Source organism: Parvimonas parva (genome assembly GCF_045866535.1).
GTDB classification, from domain to species: domain Bacteria; phylum Bacillota; class Clostridia; order Tissierellales; family Peptoniphilaceae; genus Parvimonas; species Parvimonas parva.
The window spans coordinates 900488-925061 of the sequence record NZ_AP038371.1; the positions used below are offsets into that span (position 1 = coordinate 900488).

At 27.3% G+C, this 24574-nt stretch carries 23 protein-coding genes; 2 read left to right on the top strand and 21 right to left on the bottom strand.

The window, feature by feature from the left end:
* Position 1 precedes the first annotated feature (1 nt).
* The 15 genes from ACKTSI_RS04505 to ACKTSI_RS04575 all read right to left on the bottom strand — a co-directional run bounded on the left by ACKTSI_RS04505 (position 2) and on the right by ACKTSI_RS04575 (position 16260).
* Positions 2-1207: an ABC transporter permease gene (locus ACKTSI_RS04505; RefSeq protein WP_407862583.1), complete on the bottom strand. Its 1206-nt coding sequence runs from the start codon at positions 1205-1207 to the stop codon at positions 2-4.
* Between the two features lie 23 nt (positions 1208-1230).
* Entirely contained in the window at positions 1231-1689 is a 459-nt protein-coding gene (locus ACKTSI_RS04510; RefSeq protein WP_201275807.1) for a DUF4418 family protein, read from the bottom strand.
* 24 nt (positions 1690-1713) lie between these two features.
* Positions 1714-2115 (bottom strand): FMN-binding protein, encoded by a 402-nt coding sequence (locus tag ACKTSI_RS04515; RefSeq protein WP_068472069.1) that lies wholly within the window; start codon positions 2113-2115, stop codon positions 1714-1716.
* 121 nt (positions 2116-2236) lie between these two features.
* Positions 2237-2914, bottom strand: coding sequence for an ABC transporter ATP-binding protein (locus ACKTSI_RS04520; protein ID WP_068472067.1), 678 nt, complete (start codon positions 2912-2914; stop codon positions 2237-2239).
* Positions 2915-2917: 3 nt separating this feature from the next.
* Positions 2918-4117, bottom strand: a complete 1200-nt coding sequence (locus tag ACKTSI_RS04525; protein WP_407862584.1) for an ABC transporter permease — start codon at positions 4115-4117, stop codon at positions 2918-2920.
* Between the two features lie 7 nt (positions 4118-4124).
* Complete coding sequence (locus ACKTSI_RS04530; RefSeq protein WP_288868734.1) at positions 4125-5405, bottom strand: ABC transporter permease; 1281 nt, start codon at positions 5403-5405, stop codon at positions 4125-4127.
* A 1-nt stretch (position 5406) separates the two neighbouring features.
* The gene (locus ACKTSI_RS04535) at positions 5407-6732 is read right to left on the bottom strand and encodes a Fe-S-containing protein (protein ID WP_407862585.1); all 1326 of its coding nucleotides are present in this window, start codon (positions 6730-6732) and stop codon (positions 5407-5409) included.
* 152 nt (positions 6733-6884) lie between these two features.
* A complete protein-coding gene (locus ACKTSI_RS04540) occupies positions 6885-7601 on the bottom strand; it encodes an iron transporter (protein ID WP_068472061.1) in 717 nt (238 codons plus the stop codon).
* A gap of 75 nt (positions 7602-7676) precedes the next feature.
* Complete coding sequence (locus ACKTSI_RS04545; protein WP_288979631.1) at positions 7677-8843, bottom strand: FTR1 family protein; 1167 nt, start codon at positions 8841-8843, stop codon at positions 7677-7679.
* Positions 8844-9384: 541 nt separating this feature from the next.
* Entirely contained in the window at positions 9385-10137 is a 753-nt protein-coding gene (locus ACKTSI_RS04550; protein ID WP_407862586.1) for a TPM domain-containing protein, read from the bottom strand.
* A gap of 9 nt (positions 10138-10146) precedes the next feature.
* A complete protein-coding gene (locus ACKTSI_RS04555; protein WP_407862587.1) occupies positions 10147-11214 on the bottom strand; it encodes a hypothetical protein in 1068 nt (355 codons plus the stop codon).
* A 30-nt stretch (positions 11215-11244) separates the two neighbouring features.
* Positions 11245-12582, bottom strand: a complete 1338-nt coding sequence (locus tag ACKTSI_RS04560; RefSeq protein ID WP_407862588.1) for an SPFH domain-containing protein — start codon at positions 12580-12582, stop codon at positions 11245-11247.
* Positions 12583-12709: 127 nt separating this feature from the next.
* Positions 12710-13333 carry a response regulator transcription factor gene (locus ACKTSI_RS04565; protein ID WP_311526211.1) on the bottom strand — a complete coding sequence of 208 codons (624 nt, stop codon included), beginning with the start codon at positions 13331-13333 and terminating at the stop codon, positions 12710-12712.
* Complete coding sequence (locus tag ACKTSI_RS04570; RefSeq protein ID WP_308577058.1) at positions 13311-14609, bottom strand: hypothetical protein; 1299 nt, start codon at positions 14607-14609, stop codon at positions 13311-13313. Before ACKTSI_RS04570 ends, ACKTSI_RS04565 begins: the two co-directional genes overlap by 23 nt.
* Complete coding sequence (locus ACKTSI_RS04575) at positions 14602-16260, bottom strand: histidine kinase N-terminal 7TM domain-containing protein (protein WP_288868543.1); 1659 nt, start codon at positions 16258-16260, stop codon at positions 14602-14604. The genes ACKTSI_RS04570 and ACKTSI_RS04575 overlap by 8 nt, the downstream gene beginning before the upstream one ends.
* A gap of 186 nt (positions 16261-16446) precedes the next feature.
* Between ACKTSI_RS04575 and ACKTSI_RS04580 the strand changes: the two genes are divergently transcribed.
* Positions 16447-16896 (top strand): hypothetical protein, encoded by a 450-nt coding sequence (locus ACKTSI_RS04580; protein ID WP_288868541.1) that lies wholly within the window; start codon positions 16447-16449, stop codon positions 16894-16896.
* Between the two features lie 71 nt (positions 16897-16967).
* Here the strand turns inward: ACKTSI_RS04580 and ACKTSI_RS04585 are convergent, their stop codons facing one another.
* From ACKTSI_RS04585 to ACKTSI_RS04610, 6 genes are all read right to left on the bottom strand, one after another.
* On the bottom strand, positions 16968-17399 hold the full coding sequence (locus ACKTSI_RS04585) for a SoxR reducing system RseC family protein (RefSeq protein ID WP_068472045.1): 432 nt from the start codon (positions 17397-17399) through the stop codon (positions 16968-16970).
* Complete coding sequence (locus ACKTSI_RS04590) at positions 17387-18100, bottom strand: ThiF family adenylyltransferase (protein WP_068472043.1); 714 nt, start codon at positions 18098-18100, stop codon at positions 17387-17389. The genes ACKTSI_RS04585 and ACKTSI_RS04590 overlap by 13 nt, the downstream gene beginning before the upstream one ends.
* Positions 18090-19862, bottom strand: coding sequence for an aspartate--tRNA ligase (gene aspS / locus ACKTSI_RS04595; protein ID WP_407862589.1), 1773 nt, complete (start codon positions 19860-19862; stop codon positions 18090-18092). The genes ACKTSI_RS04590 and aspS overlap by 11 nt, the downstream gene beginning before the upstream one ends.
* Positions 19863-20103: 241 nt before the next feature.
* Positions 20104-21621, bottom strand: coding sequence for a murein biosynthesis integral membrane protein MurJ (murJ, locus tag ACKTSI_RS04600; RefSeq protein WP_407862590.1), 1518 nt, complete (start codon positions 21619-21621; stop codon positions 20104-20106).
* 45 nt (positions 21622-21666) lie between these two features.
* Positions 21667-22395: a hypothetical protein gene (locus ACKTSI_RS04605; RefSeq protein ID WP_407862591.1), complete on the bottom strand. Its 729-nt coding sequence runs from the start codon at positions 22393-22395 to the stop codon at positions 21667-21669.
* Positions 22396-22426: 31 nt separating this feature from the next.
* Positions 22427-22858, bottom strand: coding sequence for a macro domain-containing protein (locus ACKTSI_RS04610; RefSeq protein WP_308577070.1), 432 nt, complete (start codon positions 22856-22858; stop codon positions 22427-22429).
* 477 nt (positions 22859-23335) lie between these two features.
* Here ACKTSI_RS04610 and ACKTSI_RS04615 point away from each other — a divergent pair, with 477 nt between their 5' ends.
* Positions 23336-24547 (top strand): nucleotidyltransferase family protein, encoded by a 1212-nt coding sequence (locus tag ACKTSI_RS04615; protein WP_407862592.1) that lies wholly within the window; start codon positions 23336-23338, stop codon positions 24545-24547.
* Positions 24548-24574 lie beyond the last annotated feature (27 nt).

Here is a 24574-nt window from a genome sequence, read left to right on the forward strand (position 1 = left end):
ATTAATCATTCTCCCTCATTGTTAAGTAAGCATCTGTTTTACTAATCTTTCTAGTAGCATTTATTGAAGATAAGCAACCTACTACTGTTCCAACAAATAAACTAAATAATGAAACTAAAAGTAAACTCATTATTGAAGGAGTTAAGAATGGTAAATTCAAATTCTTTTGAATTACCGGTATTAATGAAAATACTGTAATCATTCCAACAACTATTCCAAGAACCGAACCGTAAAATCCTATATATAAAGATTCATACATTATAATACTGGCTAACTTTTTCTTTGATGCTCCTAAAACTCTTAAAATGCTAAGCTCTTTTTTTCTTTCATTAAGTATAACAGAGAATACAACAGCTAAAAGAATCATTGACATTATCCAAATTATTGCTATTGAGATATAAATATAGCTTGAAATAACTTTTAAGTTTGAAGAAACTTCATTTACAAATTTTTTACTAAACATAGCAAAAATTCCATCTTTAGCATATTCTTTCATAATCTTGTTTGAAACTTCTGATGCGCTATAATTTGGCTTTAATTTTAACAAAATAGTAGAAACTTTTTCTCCTTCAGATGCAGGATTTTTTTGTATTCTTTCACTAGCTTTGGCAAGTTTTCTAGCAGTTTTCATATTAACAAAAACAGTTGCATCAAAACCCATTCCTGTTTGTTCAAGCTTGCCGACTATATCAAGTTCTTCTTCAAAAAATTTAACTTTAGAATTTTTTTCTCCAACTATATGATTTCCAACAATAACTTCATCATCTTTTAACTCACGATTAAGAGTTTTTTGTAACCAAGGCTTAATCAAAAAGTCTGATTCATAATCTATCCCAATTATTTGAACCGGATATGAACAGCAAGACGCTGAAAGTGTAGCTACATAAAGTTGAGGAGTTATAGATTCTATACCTTCTATTTTTTTTATTTTTTCTAAAGAATCATTTGGAAGATAAAATTCACTTGGCTCACCTTTTAATAAAACACTTTCAATATTTACTTTGTATCCTTCAGGAACGACAATAATATCTGCACCAAGTCTGTTTGAAAGGTTGTTTACTCCTCCTGAAATACTTGATGATAAAATAGTTCCACAAAATAAAAACAAAACAAAAATAGCAATTATACTAATCAAAGAAATACTTCTAAGTGGTTTTTTTCTAATATTTTCTTTTGCTAAAAATTTAACGTCAATTTTTTTACTCATTTCCACACTCTCTTTTATCTAAATTAATTTTCTCTTTTTATAAAAATGTAACAAACATAAATAAGTGAAATAACAGCTATTGCAATTCCTAAAGCAGAAACTATTGTAAATGTATGATTTGAAATACATTTCATAGTATCTTTCATACAATATCCCATAAATTTTGGACTTCCATCTTTTTTTGCCCCAATAACAATTTTAATAATTTTATGTGGTATTAAGTGAACAGAAAGTCCGGCAAGTATATTAACAATGTTCAAAACAATATTAACAACCTTATTATTTACAAAAATTGAAATTAATGAGGTAATAACTATACCAATTCCAACATAAGTAGCAAGCAATCCACTATAATAACAGCTCATTCTCATTCCATTCGCCATTGCTGGACAAACAGGAGCAATTACAAAAGGTGTTAATGCCAAAATTATACCTAGCACTAAAACTACTATATTTACACATTTTTCTTTTAAAATTTTCATAAAAAATCCTCCTATCAAAAAAATTTATTTATTCAAAGCGTCCTTAACTGCACTCTTAAATCTCTTGTAAGAAACAGTTGCTCCGCTAACTGAATCAACTTTATCAATATCTTGAACTTCTACTAATTTCTTAGCATATCCTTGACTATTTTTTACTGCTTTTTGTGCTTGTTTGTAGTTGAAATCTGCATCATCTTTACCATAACTTTCATCTTTTATCTTATTAGTTTTATTATCTCTTTCTTCTCTAATACAGTCAACAATTTTTTTATCTTTAACAGTAATAACTACTTTAACAGTAGAACTATCGTCTTTATAATTTCCTTCAAACGTTCCGTCTTTCAATTCTTTTTTACCACCACAAGCTGTAACAAACATTGTAAATAAAATTAGAATTGTACTTAATTTAAAATTTTTCTTTTTCATATCCACCACCAAATAAAACAAATTGTTCTTCAAATTTTAAAATTAAATTAACTAAAAACGTGATGAAATAAAATTTTATATAACATACTATCATCACGTTTTTTAGTATATCATCAAGCAACTAGATTGTCAATAATTTATCATCCACAATTTTCCCATAATCTAAAGTTATTTTTCTCATTGCCTCATCTCCAACCTCAGGGTCATGAGTAACAACAATTATAGTCGCTCCCTCTTTATGAAGTTGCTTTAAAATATCTATGACCATAATTTCATTTGCCTCATCTAAGTTACCAGTCGGTTCATCTGCTAAAATAATTTCAGGATTATTTATCAAAGCTCTTGCGATACAAACCCTTTGTTGTTCTCCACCAGATAATTGACTAGGCAAATGCTTTGCTCTATCTGCAAGACCAACCTTTCTAAGAGCCTCTAAAGCCTCTTTTTCATCAATCATACTGTGATAATATTGAGCAACCATTACATTTTCAAGAGCAGTTAAATAACTAATCAAATGGAATTGTTGGAAAACAAGTCCAATCTTTTCTCTTCTAATCTTTGTAAGATTTTTTTGACTTTCTTTAGAAATATCAACTCCGTCAATTAAAACTTGTCCATTGGACGGTCTATCCATACAACCGATTATATTCATCATAGTTGTCTTTCCAGAGCCTGATGAACCCATTATGGCAATCCAATCTCCTTTTTTTACCTTTAAATTTATATTGCTAAGAGCATTAACTGACTCATAAATTTTAGAAACATCTTTTAGTTCTAATATTACTTTATCATTTTCCATAGTCTATTCTCCTTTTAATACTAAAGCCGGGTCAATTTCAACAGCTTTTTTAACCGGTAATATACAACCAGCAGTAGTTACTAATACCGAAACAACCACGATTACAGGAATTAATAAATATTGGAATGTAATTGTCCTACCAAAGACACTAAGACTAACTCTTTGTGCAAACAAAAATCCTAATCCAACGCCTATAATTCCACCTATCAATCCAAGTAATACACTTTCTCCAATAAAGTCCATAATTATCTCTTTATTATGAGCACCAAGCGCTTTTTTAAGTCCGATTTCTTTTCTTCTTTCAGCAATTATTGCCATCATAGTTGTAGAAACGGATATTGTTGTTAAAACTAAAATTACAACATTTACCAGTAATATAAGTGCTGTTAATTTATTCAAAACAGTATCTTGAGATTGAGTAACCCTTTTTACAGCTGTACCAAAAACATTTGGTAATTTTCCATTCAAATCTTTTGCCAAACTATCTAATTCATTATGATTTGCCTCAATACTACATTCAATAGAGTCAATCTTTGTACTATCTTCAACAATTTCATTAAGTTTAGCTAAATTAAGAAATATAAAAGATTCTTCTTTACCACCTGTAGTTACAATTCCCTTTACGGTCAAAGTTACATCGTAAAAATCATCACCAGTATCTTTATTTTTACTTTTTTCAGCAGAGTCATTCACATCAGATGCAATAGCACTTTTCCCATGCTTTACCCCTGCGACTTTAAATTTATCTCCAACTGAAAGTCCTAAAGTATTGGCAATTTCCTTTCCAACCATAACTTCATTTGTATCAGTATTAGTTGCCCATTCTCCCTCAATATACCAAAAAGGACTATTTTTCTTCGCACCGTCCATTTCAGTACCTGCAAGGATATAAGGCTTTTGATTTATCTTTGTCGTTTCATATCTATAAGGAGCAATCCCTACAACTTTTTTATCTTTTATAAGCTCTTTAAATTTATTATAATCTTCTTCACTAATTTTCCCTTCATTAGGCAAACAAACAAAGTTAGCTCCATAAGACCTAAACTCTTTCCCTAATTGTCTAGGAATATCAAAATATATTGTAATAAGTCCGGACATAATTGTTGCACCAATTATTACTGCTAAAAGAGCTACTACCATTCTTGATTTTCTTCTAATAAAAGAACTTAAAATCATCTTTAAATACATTTTTCTTTTAGTCATTACAATCCTACCTTCCATGAAGAACTTCTGTTGGTTTAAGTTTAAATAGATAATGCATAGCTGGAATACTTCCTATTAAAGAAACTCCTATTACTAAAGCAATATCTATCGGAATAACCATAACAGCAGGTTCAATATATGAGCCAAAAACAGTAATACCAATTATCTGAGTAAAACCAAGTCCTATGAAATATCCTGCTATACCACCAATAATTCCGGTTATAACCGTTTCAGTCAGTATAAGCAACATAATTCTTAAATTAGAACCACCTATTGCCTTTATAAGTCCAATTTCTTGACTCTTTTCCATTACAGTAGCTGTAACAAGATTTGAAATTCCAAGAGCTGAACCTATTGAACCAAGCGCAGTAATTAAAATCATAAGTAATTTTGTTTTATCCAAAATTTTGCCTTCCGACTCAGCAACCTGTCTTATAGGTTTAGCAACACTATCTTCTACAACTTCTTGAATTTGATAACAAATAGAACTTACATAAGCAGTACAATACCATGTTTCATATTCAGTAGGAGTTAAACTATTAGGGTCTCTTGTAGCTTTCTTAGCTAAATCATTATCCGGAGTTGTTAGAGCAGAAACTTCTATATTTGAAATTTTTCCTTCAATACCAAATAAATCCTGAGCAGTCTTTAAAGTAGAAAATATATTTAAATCTTCATTTCCACCGGACTCAAAAATTCCCTTTACTTTATATGAGTTAGTTTTATTTCCACTACTAACTTCAATTTTATCACCAATTTTTATTCCATTTTTACCAGCAAAAAGACTACCGACCATAACACTATCGTTATCGTCCTCATTTAACCATTCACCATTTATTTTCCACCAATTTTTAAGATTTCTCATACCTGTATCTATTTTTTCACCAGTTGATAAATCCATGTGTTTAGAAAACCAAGTTCCGATAAATTTAGTCTTTTGATTATTTACTTTTGCAGTTTTTTCAAGATAAGGAGTAAAATCAACAATAGAAAAACCCCAAAATATTTGCTTAACCTTTGGCAAATCTTCTTCTTTTAAATACTTATCACTTGTTGCAGTTTCAGAATTTTCCATTTCATACAAATCGGAAATAAGAGATGCCTCTTTAGAAACTACATTTATATTTGCACCATAAGTTTTAAGCTCTTTATTTACTTTATCTCCAACGCCAAGCATTACATTAAGCATTCCTGTTGCAAGTGAAACTCCAAGTGCAACTGTGAATGCAATCATAAACATTTTTTTTCTTTGTCTAATTATAGTTCCAAAAACCATTCTCCAAAACATATTATTCACCTATTGGAAATCTTTCTTTTTCTTTATCTAAAACACTTTTATCAATTATAATCTTTGAATTTTCAATTTTATATTCAAAAGGAATTGGGTTACAACCACCTTTAAAACCTATTGTTGCCTTATTCATAACAACATCACATCTTTTACAAACTATATCATCTTTTCTTTCAAAATATCCTGCAATCCCACAGATTTGACAAGCATCTAAACCTAACCCATAAGAAGTACTATTAGGTTTTTTTACAACTATAAATCTAATATCATGTCCATCTTTATTATAAGAAAATCTGTGTAAATGTCCGTCATCAACATCAGTTAACGGAATAATAATATTGTTTCCTTCTTCTTTATAAGGTTGTGCCGCTGTCAATTCAACGGGTTTTGTAAGTTGGTAGTTTAAGTATGTTACAGAAAATAACATAACAAAAGATAAAACAGTTGTAAAATATGCCCATCTTCTATTAACAATTAATCTCCATTTTTCTTTTCTTAAACTTGCTTTACTTTCAAACTCACCTTTAACTTTAAAATTGCTATATACAAAATATAAAACACCTATAAATATAATAGCAAAGGCTATTGCTATGAAATAAGCATCACTTTTATCTTCAAAAATCATCAAATCAAAAGTCTTTATTCCAAAAACTTTACTATTTTCAGTTAAAATCGGTCCCATATTAAAGTCTTTTTTCAAATATTGTTTAAGTCTAACAATAGAAGTAATTCCTCTTAAAGCATATTCTAAAAATGTATTAATAAAAATTAGAGTAAAAATTATAAAATATTGTTTTTTACTACATCTTATTAAAAATTTATAGAATGCCAAAACAAGTAACACTCCAGTTAAAATACCTAAAATATAGCCACTAACCCTAAATAAAGTCATTGTACTTACAGAGTCCTCTCCAAATGCAATAAACTCCATAGCTTGAGTTAAAAGTCTTGGTATTATTAAGTAAAGCATACAAGAAATTGATGTAAACATAAAAGCTAAATCTAAAGATTTCATTACTTTAGATATTTTTTTGTTTTTTACAAAAAAACTTATTATTAAAGAAATACTCATTAAAATAAAAATAAATAAACATAATACCAAGACGTATCTATTTAATTTTGCAACTGTGTGCACCATTTCCTTTTTATTCTTTACTCTAAGAATATGTATGTATAAACCTAAAAAAATTCCTACAGCTAAGATTGAAAATGAAATTATTTTATTTGCCAAAGATATATTTTTCTTTAAAAAAGATAAAACTAATGCAAAGAAAAAAGAAAATGTGCATATAGCAAAAATTACATCAACATAAAATTTTCCCAAAATAAAACCTCTCTTCTAAAAAGAATCCACTATTTCACGATAAAAAGCAAAGAGTGGCTCTTATTATTTCATAATATGGCAAAACCTCTCTTAAGTTTTTAAGAGAGGATTTGCCTATTTGTCATAATTAAATTAAATTCAAAATTTAAATATTATTTATTTTGTAATTGTTCTCCTGTATAATTCCATTCGAATTCAACAGTTTGTTTTTCATAATATTTAGATGCAGCAGCTTTTCCTCCATCTTTAATTACAGGAACACCTGTTTCTTCATCAGTGTGTAATAAGTAATCAGCTGATGGTTGAATTTCAATAACCAATTTATATTTTCCTACTTTAACAGTATTTTTCTTGATATTTACTCCGTAGTGAGCACCGTCATCAGCATTCATTGGCATCATTGAACCAGCAGTTACTTCTTTTCCGTCTTCTGATAAAACTTTGTAATTTACTGTTAAGTAAGCTGGCCAAATATCTTTTCCATTACCAAAACCATATTTTTTACCAGCTTCCTTAGTTAAATGAATATCAGCTTCTAAATGCATATCTGATTCAGCAGCACTTGGTTGTCTTCCTTCAGGAATCATATCAACACCTTGGAAATAAACAGCTGCAACTTGGAAAGGTCCTACAATTTTTTCTTCTCCAATATTGATTTCCTTAAATCCTGATTCACCCGGTTTTTCAGGTTCTTCTTCCTCTTCTTCACCAGCTTCTTTTAATTTTTCAGTTAATTCAGCAATTTTTTTGTCTTTTTCTTCAACTGACTTTTGTAATTCATTTACTTTTCCAGTATCATTTTTTTGACAACCTACTAAACCTACTGATGCTAATAATGCTAATGTTACAACCATTCTTGACTTTTTCATAAAATAAATCCTCCTAATTTTTTATTTTTTTGTAACAACAAGTTTTTTAAATCCCAATAAAAACTATTAGAATAATTAACTTTCATTTTTAATTTTTCTTAATTTGGAATAATGTCCTACCAATATCCAAACAGTTATTATTAATAACATAATTTGTGGAATTAAAGTTTCAGCTCTATCGTAAATATTCAAAATTGGAATACTCCAACCTTGCATTGCAGGTATAACTGTTGAACCTGAAATAACTCCAGCCTCAGTTAATTCTATAACTCCTTTTCCCATAAATGAGATACACATTAGATATAATAGTACACTTGTAAATAAGAAAAATGGTTTAAGTGGTAATTTAACAGATGTAAATCTAAAAATAAAAAATACAACCACTAAAACAGCTGACGCTGCTAAAAAACCACCTGCAGGATATAAAATTTTACTCCCACCTGAAAATGCAGCTTTATAGAACAATATAAGTTCTGCACCTTCTCTTAATACAGCTAAAAAAGCTGCAAAAACTAAAGTCCACTTACTTTTATTATCTATTGATCTTTGAACTTTAGACTGAATATAATTCTCCCATGCCTCTTCTTCAGATTTTGATAAAATCCAGTTACTAACATAAAATAAAACAATAACTGCTAAGAACATAGTCCAACCTTCAAGTAGCTCTTGTCCAACTCCTCCTAATAAATAATTTATCATTATAGCTAAACCAAAACTACATAAAACAGCAGCCCCCATGCCTATGTAAACTGCTTTACAAAGATGTTTATTTCCTGTTTTTACAAGATAAGCAATAATTGCAACACAAACTAAAATTGCCTCCAATCCCTCTCTAAGCATCAAACCAAATGATGTTAAAAAGTCTTGAATATTCTTCGCTTTTTCATCACCTTGTTTAACTTCAGCATTACCGAATACAACTTTTCCTTCAGAATCTGGAGCACTTTTTGGAATTACCTTATCTAAAACAAGTGCATCTTTATAAACTTTCATATCAAGCTCGTCTATTGAGGCTTTTGTCTTTTCAATAGAACCACTTGAATTTCCTAAAAAAGTATGTTTAATCTCTCTAAACATTGCCTCTATTTCATTTACTCTGCTATTAGAAATTGCAACCATAACATTTTTTTCAAAACCTTGAACTTCATAATAGTCAAAATAAGCAGAATTTACAGCTTCATAAGCCTTTTTCAAATCTTTTTTATCAGCATGCTCTTTAGCCTCTGTAAATTTTATATGCATATCTTTAGCAACTTCTTGCCAATTTGAATATTTTTTCTTTTCAACTTTTGCATCAACATTACCAATATTACATACAAATAATACACTACAAAGGACTAGAAAAAAAGAAAATAACTTTTTTATAACTTAGCACCTCCTTAAAAATAACATCTTATGATAAAGATAATACCTATCGCACATTAAGCAAAAAAGTTAAGCATTAACTATAAAAATTAATGCTCCCCTTTAGTATTAACTTTATCAAATATATATTAACATATTTTTTTGTTTTTTTCAACAAAATAATAAAAATTTTCATTGTTATTATAAATTTTTATTGCGAATTAAAAAAGATCACCGGATACCCATTAGATACCAAGCGCCGTAGAAATATTTCTAATCGGCTATTTTTTAGAGCCTTACAAAAATTTTATATGTATTCTAATAAAATCTATACTATTTATTTTATCGGCTATAAGCTCATATAAAATTTGGATTTATTGGAGTAAAAATCAAAAAAAAATCTGCGTATCAAAACACAGATTTTTTTGTAACATATATTTTAAAAACTTCCGTCAGAAGAATCTCCATCACTACTTGAACTACTTGAAGATTTAGGCCTTGCAGTTTTTGTGATTTCATTTCTAATAAATATATCATCTCTATTTGTAATTTCTGAATCCAAAATATAATTATTAGCTGATGTTTCATTATGAACATTATTTAATTGTGATTTATAATATGCTCCGATTCCATAAGCAATTACAAATCCTGCAACTAAAGAGCCTGCTATCCAAAGCAAATTATTCTCTTTTATTTTATTTTTTTGAGAATATGGTTCGCCCTTTGATCCTTTTTCTAAAAATTTTTCAACATTTTTGTTATATTCTTTTATAGCTTCGAAATAATCACTTTTTGATAAATATGATTTTATTTTTTCTATAGTATATTCTTGACAATAGGAATCAAAATTTATTTTCCCTTTTCCAGAAGCTTCTATTGCCCATTTTCTATCTTTTTTTGAAATTACAAAAACTATATTATCTTTAGTTTCAAATTCTTTTATATAACCTTTAGCTGTAATTTTTGCATCTTTATCAATTAAAGCTACAAAAGTTCCTATTTTATATTTTGAAGAAATTTCTTTTAAAGTTTTATTCAGTTCTGATATTTCATTTTCTTTTAGTGTGCCAGTTTCATCTAAAATATAAGTTTCTTCTTCCTGAGTAGCCATTGAGGAAAAAGATACAAATACACAAGACGGTAAAATCATAGAAAAAATTAAGGTTAAAACAAGTAAAAATTTATTTTTCATAATTTCCTCCTATCTAAAAAAGTTTGCAATAAAGTATATTATCACACTAAATATTGGCCATAAGATTAATACCATTTTCCAAAATGCAGTCTTATCTAAAGGCAAACTTCCAACAAATTTACCTGTTTGCCCATTCATAGCAAATGTATAAGTTTCTCCATTCCAAGAAGTATTCAAAAACCAAACCGGATAAAGAGCGTATTTTACTTCTGCATCACTTAATTCAATATTTTTTTCTCTAACAGTTACATTTTTATAATCATTAGTACTTCTTAAAAAATATTCTTCAACGCTACTGTATATTCTACTATTTATATTTTCAGTACAATCCTCATAAGAAACATCATACTTTTCAGCTAGGTATCCTGATAAATACGGCATTTTAAAATCAGTCAATTCCTCATTATAAAAAGGTTCAATAGACTCTGTAATTACATTTTCAATTTTACTTGAACCGTCTATTGGAATATTTTCAAAATTCATATATCCTTCACGCAATAATTTATAATAATCTACACTCTTATAATCATATTCAGAATCAGACCATCTTTCTACTATTTCTCCATCAAAGGAAATATCTGCATTAGCATCAGTCTTAAATAGCCAATATGGAACATATATACCTTTTATTTCATCAATATGATTTTCATCTTTAAATATTTTTGGTACAAATTTTTTACTATTTACAAAATTTTTCAAAGATTCTTTTGCAGATTTTTTATCCAGTTTAAAAGGAATGATACAATCAGGTTTTAATTCACCACTAATTTTATCTCCAATAACAACGGGATTATCACAGAAAGGACAATTTGTAGCAGCTAATGTGTCATCTCCAATTATTTCTCCACCACAAGCACTACAAACAAAAGTTTTAACACCATCGGCATTATCAAAACTTTCTGTTGAAGTTTTTTCCCAAGCCGTTCCTTTTGAGGCTTGTTTTTCTTCTTCAAGTTTTTCAAGAGTTTCTATATCACAAACAGTATCACAATAAGGACATTTCATCTGTTGACTTGCACTATCAAACTCAAATCTTCCTCCACAACTAGGACATTTATAATCAGTTAAATCAGACATAATATCACCTCTTATCTTAACTATTTCAAACTAAATTTTATCATTTTCGTCAAACACATCGCCACATTCTGGACAGAATTTTGGTGGATTTGATGAATCTTCAGGTTCCCAACCACATTTGTTACACTTAAATTTAGAATTTTGTGGCTTAGGACTACCACATTCTGCACAGAATTTTCCAGAATTTGTTGCTCCACAACTACAAGTCCAATTTCCTTTTGGTTCAGGCTTTGGAGTTCCACATTCTAAACAGAACTTTCCACTATTTACAGTTCCACAATTACATTTCCATTCATTTGGATTTGGAGCTTGTTGCTGTTGTTGAGGCTGAGCATTTTGTTGCACTTGCGCCCCTGCATTTTGTTGCCCCATTTGGTACAAGTTTTGTGTATTCATTCCACCGGCTTGTCCTGCCATATTCATTCCCATAAAGCCCATCATAGCTCCATTAGGATTATTTGCAGCAGATTTCATAGCTTCTGATTGTGCTCCTACAAGAGTTGCAGCAGCCATAGTCGGGTCTCTAAACATAGCATTTCTTTGTGCTTGTTTAATCATATCTGCGTCTTCTTCAGGTAATGTTATAGGATTCATTGCAATAGACACAACTGAAATTCCTCTAAGTTCATTCCATTTTTTAGTTAAAACTTCATTCATAGCCTCTGAAAGTTCTTCTGCATGAGCAGGAATTGAACTTGGTCTAATTTCCAAATCGGAAATTTTTGCAAATGCAGGTTGTAACGCACTTACAAATTCAGTCTTTAATTGTCCGTCTATTTCTTCTCTATCATATTGATTAGCAACATTTCCACAAACATTTGTATAAAAAACTATCGGGTCTGTAATTTTATAAGAATAAACTCCATTACATCTAATAGATACATCTAAGTCCAATCCAATTTTGTTATCTACGACTCTAAAAGGAATCGGATTTGCTGTTCCAAATTTATTGTCTATAATTTCTTTTATATTAAAATAATAAACCCTTTGGTCTTTTCTGGTATCTCCACCATGAGTAAATCTCTTTCCAATAGTTGCAAAACTTTGTTTTATACTATCTCCAAGTTTACCACTAAAAATGCTTGGCTCAGTTGAATTATTATAAGTAAATTCTCCAGGTTCGGCGCATACTTCTACAACTTTTCCCTGCTCAACAATAATCATACATTGTCCGTCAGCTACTGCTATTCCTGAGCCGTTAGAAATAATATTGTCACTTCCTTTCGTATTTGATGACCTTCCACCAATGCTTTTTTGTCCTTTCATCATAAGTACATCTTTACTTAATGCCTCACAATAAAAAAATTCTTTCCACTGGTCTGCCAATACTCCACCGGTTGCACCGGCAATTGCTTTAATAAGTCCCATAACATACTCCTTTCGTTTATTTACATTATTTCATTTTTACAATTTTATATTAACAAAATTTTATTTTTCTTAATACACCCTTTTAGGTAGTTAAATCTTTACAAAAAAATAGAACTTTGCAGTTCTATTAAAATTCCGGTAATATTAACTTTTTATTTACAACATCTATAACTAATTGCATCGAATTGGTATATCCGGTCTTTGAAAGTAAATTTTTTATATGGAACTTTACTGTATTTATACTTATATCCAATTTTTCTGAAATTTCCAAATGTGTACTACCATTTACCAATTCTCTCAAAACTTCAAGTTCTCTACTTGTAAATTCATAACTTTTTGCCAAGCCGATTTCAATGGTTGGAGTTCTATCCGGATAGATTTTTTCTCCATTCAAAGTTTTTTCCACAACTTCTATAAAAGAAATTTTATCAAAATCCTTATACCAAAAACTATCGCAACCAATATCCTTAGCTTTCTCGATAAAACTATGTTCAGGCATTGAAGTTACAATTATTATTTTTATATTTGGATAATATTTTTTTATATTTCTTGATGCCTCAAGACCACTTTCTCCATTAGCAGTGCATATATCCATTATAATTAAATCAATTTGTCCATTGGAGCAAAACATTTCAGCCATTTGTGCATTCTCAATGGAATTAACTATTTTTATATTTTCAAGCTTTTCCAAATTTAATTTTATCATTTCTCTAACCATTCTTTGGTCATCAACAATTAAAACTTTTATCATAATAATCCTCCGATAAATTCAAACTGATATGAAGTTCTATGCCATTATTTATTTTTATTTCAAAAGTTCCACCATTTTGTTCAATTCTTTTTCTAAGTGAAGAAAGTCCAACCCCTTCTTTGATTTCAGAAACTTCACTATATCCATTATCTCTGATAATTCCAGATAATTTATTTTCACTTTTTATAATATTCAAATTTACTTCATCAGCATTCGAATGTCTAACTGCGTTGGTTATAGATTCTTTTAGTGCAAATATAAAGATATAAGGTAATTCATTTCCGTCTTTTATATCTCCTGACAAAACAACTTTACAACCAAAAGATTTTGCTCCTAAAACTAATTCATCATATAAATTACTTTTAGGCTCTTCAGCTAAATTGTTTTCTATCTTTCTTATAACTTCAATCCACTGATTTTTAGCAAAATTTATATATTCAAAATTATCTTGTGAATCTTTAGAATTTTTAAAATATAATTTTGTAGCTAAAACAGACTTTCCAAACTCGTGATGTAACTTTGATTTTGAAATTAAAATTTCTTTAGAACGATTTATCTTTACTATATCTTTTAATAATTTTTCAAGAGATTTTTTTTGATTTTGAATTTTTAACCTTTCCTCTTCCAGTTTTTCAGTTTTGGCATACAAATCTGTAATGTTATGCACTATAACTTGAAAAATTTCTACTCCATTTATATTAATCGTACTTTTATCAAAAAGAAAAACTTGCCCTTTAATTTTATATGCAATAGAATCTTTAAAAAATATTTTCTTTACATCTAATTTATTATTTTCAAGTAAAGCAAGGAAATATTCTATATTATTAATATAAGTTCCTGAAAAAGAAAATATTATTCTATTCATAACCCTATTAATCAATAAAGATTTTCCAGTTTTATCATAAAAACAAATTCCAACAGGTATATTATCAATAGCCTCTTTTATAGAATTTCTATCAATAGTATCTTTTTTTCTTTCCATTTTCAACAAAAACGCAAGTATGACTAATATAGAAATGAAAATTATATGATATGAAATTTTAATTTTAAAAATAAAAAATTTACTCATTTCAAGCCCCTTTAAAGCTACATCACTAAGATATTTAGCAATAATAGTTTCTAAAAGCAAAAAAATTAATATAACGAAAAGAGCAATATTTCTAAATTTATTCAAATTTGATTTAAATTCATAACAAAATATAATCGAAACAAGCAATAAAGCGATTAAACTAATAAATAAGAATAAATCATTAGTAGTCATAATACTATCAATCATTAGAATTCGCCCCCTTTTCACAAATACTATATGATAATAACTTACCAAAAGTTTCTGTGTTAATTTCAAATTCTATATTTTCATATTTTTCTTTAACCCTATCAAAATTAATTTCTAAATAACTTTCTTCTTTCAATTCAATTTGTATAAAAAATTTTTTCTTACAATTAGATGAAATAAAAATATTATCAATATTAAAAATATGTTTTTCAACAATATTTTCAAAAATTTCATAAAATAAAAGAGCATTCTCTCCATAAAATTTATTTTCATCTTCAATATTAATGACACAATAAATGTCGAAAAATTCAAGATTAGTGGAGCTTTCTAAAAGCGACAGCTTTAACTCTCCGGAAGCTAGTTTTTCTCCAATTTCATTTATTAAAATCATATTTGTAAATCTTTTTACAAAAGTTCCAATTACATTTATATTTTTTAAAATATTTTCTTGAACGGAATAATCTTTCCCCTCCATATCATTTAATAATTTTTTTATTTTTGAAATTTTATATGAAATACTATTTGAAATAAGTGTAAAGATTTGACTTTGATGCACCAAACTAAGTTTATGCAATTTTATTCTATACTTTTCCTCCAATAAACTTAAAGAATTTTTTATTTCATTTGAACTTTCAGCTATTTCATCATTTAATTTATTAATCTCTGAAATGTCTTTTTGCCAAAGAACATTTCCTCCTAAAATTTTAAAGGTGTAAAGCAAATTGTTTTCGTCTAAATTTATCTTTTCATTTTTTATGCTTTTAATAATATCTTTACTAAAATTTTCAGCAATATCTGAACGATATTTAACATTTGCTTTGTTATCTACTATTGTTAAAGGAAGTTTTATATTTTTAAAAAATATTTTATAATTATCATTGGACGAAATTTCTCCAACAAAAACCAAAGTTTCAAGTAGCAATATACAAAAAAAGCACATAAAAACTGTAAAATCTACTCCAAAAATATTTTTACTACCATTTAATAAATAAATAATATTATATATAATACATAGAAAAATCACAAAAAACGGTAACCAATTATATCTAATATTCTTTTTAAAATATGATTTCTTTAAAAATATATAAAGCGAATAAGTAGTAATAAAGACAATCCATAATGCAATTATGAAATAAAAAAATACTTTTTGTCCATCTCCATCATTAATGGAATTAAATTTAAATACAAGTTGATGTATATTATTTGTAAGTACAATAAAAATTAAAATTACTGAAAAAGCAGTTGGAAAAACAATTTTCGGAACATAATTTTCATCTTTATCAACACACAAGCTAATAAAATAAAAAAATAACGGAATTAAAATCATTGGAATATAATAACAATATCTAAGAAATCTTTTTGTATCCATAGAAATATCACTGTATTGAAACTTAAACACACGAACAAAAACCCAAAATAGCAATAGATATGAAATGTTAAGAGTATATTTTTTTATATTTTCATTCAATATTCTTTTATTTATTTTCAATCCCCACAATATTATAGTTAAAAACAAAATTAAACTTAAAAATTGGGCAAAAATAGTATCTATAATATGTGAACTAAATTTATAATCTCTTAAAAATCCATATAAAAAAAGAAGAATACAACTTATAAATAATTTAACAAAAAATTTATCTATCTTTTTCATAATATCCTCCTTTTAAAATAATCTTTATGTTATAATATCATTTTTTTGAAAAAAATCAATTTGTTCACAAAATATATAATTATTAAAATACTACCCAAAAGTGTATAACTATATAAACTTTTTTATGTTATACTATAACTACAAATTAGAACATACTAATTTAATTTATTTTAAGGGAGGCATATTATGAAAAAATTCAAAAAAATTATGTTATTTGTATTACCACTATTAATAATGTTTTCATTAGTTGCTTGTAAAGCTTCAAGTAATTCAATAGTTGGACAATGGAAACCGGAAGGAAAAGCTAGTGGTGCAATGAAAGAATTAACTGACTCAGAGTCATTAAAATTCTTAGGTGTGAAAGGTGAAGTAACATTAGTATTCACTAAAGATGAAAAGATGGATATTAAAGTTGGAGATGAAAGTCTTTTAGAAAAAATGAAGTCAGTGGCTGCTCTTGCTGGAGAAGAAGCTAAAAAAGAAGCTGAACAAATGGAAATGAAATATAAAGTAGATGGAGAAAATTTAACAATTAACTTTATGGGAGAAGAGGTAAAAGCTACTTTCTCAATAAAAGATGATAAACTTACAATAAAAGACGAAGCAGGAGAAACTGTTTTTACAAGAGTTAAATAATAACCAAAAAATTTTATAAGAATTAAATAAAAAGATGCAAAAGGCCGATTCGTTTGAATCGACCTTTTCATTTATATGTCTTTTTTTGAAATTTTTTGTTCCATATACATTGCTTTTGTTGATAGATGAGCATATTTTTTATCTACAAGTTTAACTACAAAAAAAGCTAAAATCATTGTAACAGTTCCAACTAAAAAGCCAATTATATCTATTCCTTTTAAATTTGGAAAAATCACATTAACTAAAACTATTGAAAGCATAAACATTAAAAGTGGAAAACCATACAGAAAAATAGAATATTTTAAAACAATACTACTATCTACACCTATTTTTACATAATCACCAACTGCAACGTCCAATGTCTTTTTCATAACTATATGCATAGTCGGTGTTGGACAACCACTACAAGTTTTACAAGTTCCTTTACAACCACTTATCCTTGAAACCAAAACTTTACACTTATTCTCAGGCAAAATTTTAGTTATATATCCTACTTGTTCCATAATATCAAATCCTTTACTACTTCTGATGTAATAATAAGTCCTAAAGTTGAAGGAATAAAACTTATGCTGGACGGTGATGATTTTCTTCTCTCATTAGATTCAATCTTTTCCCCAACAGAAATTTCATCTGAATAGACGCATTTTAATTTTTTTACTCCCAAACTCTTAAGCTCTTTTCGCATAACTCTTGCAAGTGGACAAACCGAAGTTTTATAAATATCAGCTACTTTAAATCTTGTAGGGTCTAATTTATTTCCTGCTCCCATTGCGCTGATTATTTTTATATTATTTTCATAACAATATTTTGCCAAGTAAATCTTAGAAGTAATTGTATCTATTGCATCTACAACATAATCATAATATTTTAAATTAAATTTTTCAATATTATCTTTATCTAACTTTTCCTTAAAAACATTAACTTTTATATCGGGATTAATAAGTTCTATCCTCTTTTTCATTTCATCAACTTTATATTTTCCGACATTATTTAACATTGCATGAATTTGTCTATTCACATTTGTTATATCAATAGTGTCAAAATCTACAAGTGAAATTTCTCCGATTCCACAACGACAAAGTGATTCAACGCTAAAACTTCCAACTCCACCAATTCCAAATACAATTACTTTAGAATTTTTCAAAATATTAAGTGATTCTGTTCCTATTAAAAGTTCTGTTCTCGTATAAATATTATTTTCCAATTTTTAAATTTAACTCCTCAAGTTGTGTCTCTGAAACTATGCAAGGTGCTTCTGTAAGCAAGTCGGATGCAGATTGTGTCTTTGGAAATGCTATTACATCTTTTATATTATTTGTACCCGCAAGTAACATAATCAATCTATCAAGACCAAATGCAAGTCCGCCATGTGGTGGTGTTCCATATTTTAAAGCCTCAAGTAAGAATCCGAATTTAACTTCAGTTTCTTCTTTTGTTAGACCTAATGCCTTAAACATTTTGTTTTGTAAATCAGAATTGTTAATTCTAATTGAACCTCCCCCAAGCTCATCTCCATTTATTACAATATCATAAGCCTTTGCATAAACTTTTTCAGGATTGCTTTCTAAATATTGAATATCCTCATCTTTTGGGTGTGTAAATGGATGATGTTTTGAAACATATCTTTGTTCTTCTTCATCATATTCAAAAAGTGGAAAATCTACTATCCAACATAAATTATATTCATTTGGATTTAATAAATTCATTTCCCTTGCAATTACACCCCTTAATGCTCCTAATGAATTTAAAACTACATCATTTTTATCTGCAATAATTAAAATTAAATCATCATTTTCAGCATTCATTCTCTCTTTAATATTAGCAATAATTTCTTCGTTTAAGAATTTTGAAATTGAAGAAGTTACTTCACCATTTACAATTTTTATCCAGAAAATATTTTTAGCCCCATAATCTCTTATTGAGTCTATTAATTTATCAATTTTCTTTCTAGTATATTCTTTTGAATATTTACCGATTGAAATTGCTCTTACACTTCCACCTGATGAAATTGCATTTTTAAATAAATCAAATTCAACATCTTTAACACAATCTGTAATATTTCTAATTTCAAAACCGAAACGTAAATCAGGTTTATCACTTCCGTATTTTTCCATTGCGTCATCATATTTCATTCTCTTTATTGGCAATTCAATATCTATTCCTTTAATTTCCTTAAATAATTTTTGTAACATTCTCTCATTTACATCGATAACATCTTCAACATCTACAAAACTCATTTCAAGGTCAACTTGAGTAAATTCCGGTTGTCTATTAGCTCTTAAGTCCTCATCTCTAAAACATTTTACTATTTGGAAATATCTATCCATTCCTGCAATCATTAAAAGTTGTTTCATAATTTGTGGTGATTGTGGAAGAGCATAGAAGTTACCAGGATTAACTCTTGAAGGTACAAGATAATCTCTCGCTCCTTCCGGTGTTGGTTTGTTTAAGTATGGAGTTTCTATTTCAACAAAATTATTTTCTGAATAAAAATCTCTGATTAATTTACAAACTTTTGCTCTTAATTTTAAATTATTTTGTAAACTTTCTTTTCTTAAGTCTAAAAATCTATATTTTAATCTTAAATTTTCTGAAGCATTGTCGTCATCTTTAATATAGATTGGAGGAGTTTGTGCAGTATCTAAAACTACAAATTCATTAACTTCAATCTCAATATCCCCTGTTGGAATTTTAGGATTTTTGCTTTCTCTTTCAGAAACAATACCTTTAACAGCTAAAACAAATTCTGATCTAACTTCCTTTGCACTATTAAAAATTTCTTCTCCCAGTGTATCTCTTACAACAATTTGTGAAATACCTGTTGTATCTCTCAAATCCATAAAAATTAATGAGCCTAAGTTTCTTTCCTTAGCAACCCACCCCATTAAAATCACTTCTTTTCCAATATCTTCTTTTCTTAAGTTTCCACACATATGTGTTCTTCTTAAATTTCCCATTTGTGCCATATATTTCCTCCTTGTATAAAAAAAGTCCCTGCAAACTGCAGGGACGAATATAATCCGCGGTACCACCCTAATTATTGGTATCTCTCTTTAAAATAAAAGCTCCGGAGTGTCCCACCTTAAATCAAATATTAGCTTTCACCAAATGCTAACTCTCTAAAAATTTCCTTAAAGTTTTTTTCCTTCAACGCATATATTTAATTTTTTCTAATTATATCAACAAATGTAATTAAAGTCAAGTCTATTAAATTTTACTTTCTAATTTATTTATTATTGCTCTTAAAATATCTAATGCCTGTCTTGTTCTAAGCAAGATAGAAACTGTCGCATAAATTATTACTGCAAAAATTATTGATACAAGCAAACTTAAGTTGTTTGAAAATCTTGAATGTAATACAGTAAAAATAACTTTTGAACCTATAGCCATAAATAAAACGGAAATTATCATCTTGTATATGTTTTTCAACATAACTTTACACTTTATTTTACCTATTTGTTTTTCCAATTTTATATAAAGATTTATCGCTCCAAAGAAAGACGCAATAGTTGAACCTAATGCAAGACCGTTAAGTCCCATAAACCTTGATAAAATTACTGATGAAATAACATTTAAAATAACCATTTCTATTGAATTTATCAAAGGAATTTTAGTTAACTTTAATGCATAGAATGATGAAGATAAAACATCTCTAACTCCAAGTCCTATAAGTCCTAAAGAGTAATAAAACAGTGCACCCGAAACCAATGTAACGTCATTTTCATCAAACTTTCCTCTCTTGTATATCAAAGTTATTATTTCAGTTGAAAAAATCATAATTCCAATAGCTGAAGGAATAACAAGATATAAAATAGTTGAAATTGTCTTTGTTATTTGTACTTTAAACTTCACAGTTGATTCTATTGCAAGTCTGCTCAAAGTCGGATATATCGCCGTTGTTATTGAAACAATCATTATTCCCCATACAAATTCATAAAGTCTTGTAGAATAAGTTAAAACTGAAATACCCTTATCAGAAATAAATGATGCCAAATTTTGGTCTATAATCATATTTATCTGATTTACTGCAACCCCAAAAATTATTGGAAGAGCTAAAATCAAAAGTCTTTTCACATTTTCGTCTTTAAAATTTAGAACAAACTTATGTCTATATCTTGTTCCTCTGATTGCAGGAATATATGGAACATATTGAAAAATTGTAGCAGTAGCAACTCCAATCGGAGCAAGTATCGGATTAATTTTATAACTTATAATCAAAAATACAATTATAACTATATTATATAAAAATCCTGTTGAACCAGGTACAACAAAATTGCCTTTTATATTTAAATATCCCTTTAAAATTGCATTTAAAAGTTGAGCAAACATTCCAAGTATTGTAATTCTTGTGAAGTTAATAGATAACTCAAAAATTTCTCCGGAATATCCCATAGCAAATATAAAAACTATTTGTCTGGCAAAAATATAAGCTAAAATAGTCGCAATAATCCCTATTATAAAAATTATATTTAAAATATTACTTGTAAATCTATCTGACTCATCTCTTCCCTTTGATTTATACAAAGACGTATATGTTGGTATAAAATTTGTAGAAAGTCCGGACATTACAAATCCTAAAATAGTATATGGAATTAAAAATGAAATTTGAAAAGCAGTTGCTATCTGACCGGTTCCATAAAAATACGATAATAATATTTCTCTAAAAAATCCTAAAATTTTAGATAAAATATTTATAATCATAAGTAAAAAAGCTGTATAACCCATAAAATTCTCCTATCATAAAAAAGTCAAAAACGCATGTTTTTGACTCTAGTTTTTATATCTACTTGTAACTTTATCATTAAGCCCATACCATATAAATATCCTTGAAGTCTTACATAAATGTTCCATAAATACCTTTTTTATATGTGCATAAAGTTCTTCTAAATCTTTTTTTGTCAAAAAATTTTCTTTTTGTAAAATATAATATCTATTACCCTGAAATTCCAACTTTAATTGTTTTACAATATAATTGTTAAGATTAAAAATATAGTCTTTTATTACATTTTCGAAAAAATCATTAGTTTTTTCTTCAAACTTTTCATTTAAATTGTAATAATCTATAACATTATTTATAAGTCTATTTCTAAATCTATAATCTTTAGAAGTCAACTTTCTAACTATAAGTTTTTGTTTTCTACTAATCTTCAAATCAGGATAATTAAGTAAAAAATAATTTTCCAGTTCATTTGCAAAAACATTAGACTTTTTACCATAAATATATGAATTAACGGCAAGTACAATTTCCAAGCGATTAATATCATCATGAACTACTTTTTTAACAGCACTTTTGATATATTCTCTATCTGTTCTATTCTTGTAAAAAACATCTAAACTCTTAGAGATTTTATTAAAAATTGCCTGTCTAAATCTTACATTAAATCCACGTTGTTCTATCGAAAGCGAGGAAATAAAAATATCAAAAGCAACAGAATCTTTTAAATACAAAAAACTATACTCTAAAGCACGTCTAGTATCTCTATCTAATAAAGTATTCATATTCTCCTCCTTTCATAAATTTAAATCTAATCTATTTACACATAAAAACTACAATATCTTTTTTTACATTTCTTAAAAATCTTTTAAAAACTTCACTATGTTTTGAACTATAACTATTTGAAAGCCTTGTAACATCAACTGCTATTGTGTTAAATTCATACTTTTCAATTCCTGATAAAATATTTAAAAAAATTTCTTCCAAAAATTTTTCATCTTCTTCATTTTCAATGCTTTGTGGAATTGAAGAAATAATAACATAAGTCGTTTTAAGGTTAAATGCCGGAACGATTTTAAACTCTCCGGTTGCAAACGAACTTATCTTGCTAAAAACATCAAGTAGTCTATCTCCGGCCTTAGAAACTAATTCCATAGTATCTTCGCTTGAAAAAGCATTGTCAACAAAGTAAACAATACAATCTGATTCAATATCAAAAATGCTTTCACTAACAACTCTAATGTCCATAACAAAACCTCCAAAAAATATTATAAAACAGTACGTTTATTATATAGTTTTTTTTGTATTTAGTCAATAATCAAAGATACATAATATTGATAAATTTATGCTTAAAAAATTATATCAAATTATTAATTCAAGTTGAAAAGTTATTTGAGTGAAAATATGATATAATAAATACAGTTTTATGGTTATTGTATAAAAGTGTATTTATTTCATCATATTTACCATTTAAAGATTATCTAAACTGGAAATATGATATAATAAATACAGTTTTATGGTTATTGTATAAAAGTGTATTTATTTCATCATATTTACCGTTTAAAGATTATCTAAAGTGAAAATATGATATAATAAATACAGTTTTATGGTTATTGTATAAAAGTGTATTTATTTCATCATATTCACCATTTAAAGATTATCTAAAGTGAAAATATGATATAATAATCTTAATAAAATTCATAATAAAAAATTAAAGGAGAATTTATGAAAGTTTCTGGAATAATTTCTGAATACAACCCATTTCACTTGGGACACAAATACCAAATAGATACTTTAAAAAATGAATTAGACACTTTTGTAATTTCAATTATGAGTGGAGACTTTGTTCAACGTGGTGAATGTGCGATTTTAGATAAATATACAAGAGCAAGCCTTGCTGTAAAAAATGGTGTAGATTTAGTTATAGAACTTCCTTTTTATTTTAGCCTACAAAGTGCTGAAAATTTTGCAAAAGGTGGAATTTCAATTTTAAACAAATTAAATATTGTAGATTATCTATGTTTCGGATTTGAATGTGAAAAAAAAGAAGAAATTTTAGAAATTGCAAAATTTCAACTTAAATATAAAAATGAAATAGAAGAATTTTTAAATTCTGAAATGAAACTTGGAAAAAGTTATGCTGTCGCATATAAAAATGCTTGTATAGAAATAAATAAAAAGTATAATGTTTTAGAAATTAAAGATGACTTTTTTATTTCAAATAATATTCTTTCAATAGAATATGTAAAAAATTTAATACTTTCAAACTCAAAAATAATTCCTTTCCCTATAAAAAGAAAAGGCGAGAATTATAATAGTGAAAACTATAATTCAAATAAGCAATTAAGTGCATCTGCAATCAGAAAAGCAATTTATGAAAATAATTTTGAAAAAATAGAAAATTTTATAGATAAAAATACTTTTGAAGAACTAAAAAATTCAGTAAAAAACAATATTCTTCCAAATGAAAAAAATATTTTAGAAATATTGAAATACAATATTTTAATAAATCAAATAAACCCTGAAAATATTGTAAATTATGAAAATGGAATTTTAAATTTGATAAAGAAAAATATGTTTACCGTAAATTCAATAGAGGAACTAGTAGAAAAAATTCAAAGTAAAAGATATAAAAAAGTTAGAATAAAAAGATTTATTTACAATTACCTGCTTAACATAGATAACAGTGTAAAAGAAATATATTCAAAAGAACCTGAGTATATAAGTGTTCTTGCATTTAACAAAAACGGGCAGGAACTATTAAAAGAAATAAAAAATAAATCAAATTTAGAGATAATAACTACACACAAAAGCTCACAAAACTTATCAGAATTACAAAAAAACAAATTTGAATTGGAAAAAAATACAAGAAAAATTTACAAGTTATTTACAAATAACAAAAACTCAACTGAATTTATTTCATTTTTAAAAAAATAACTACCGACAGAACGGTAGTTATTTTTC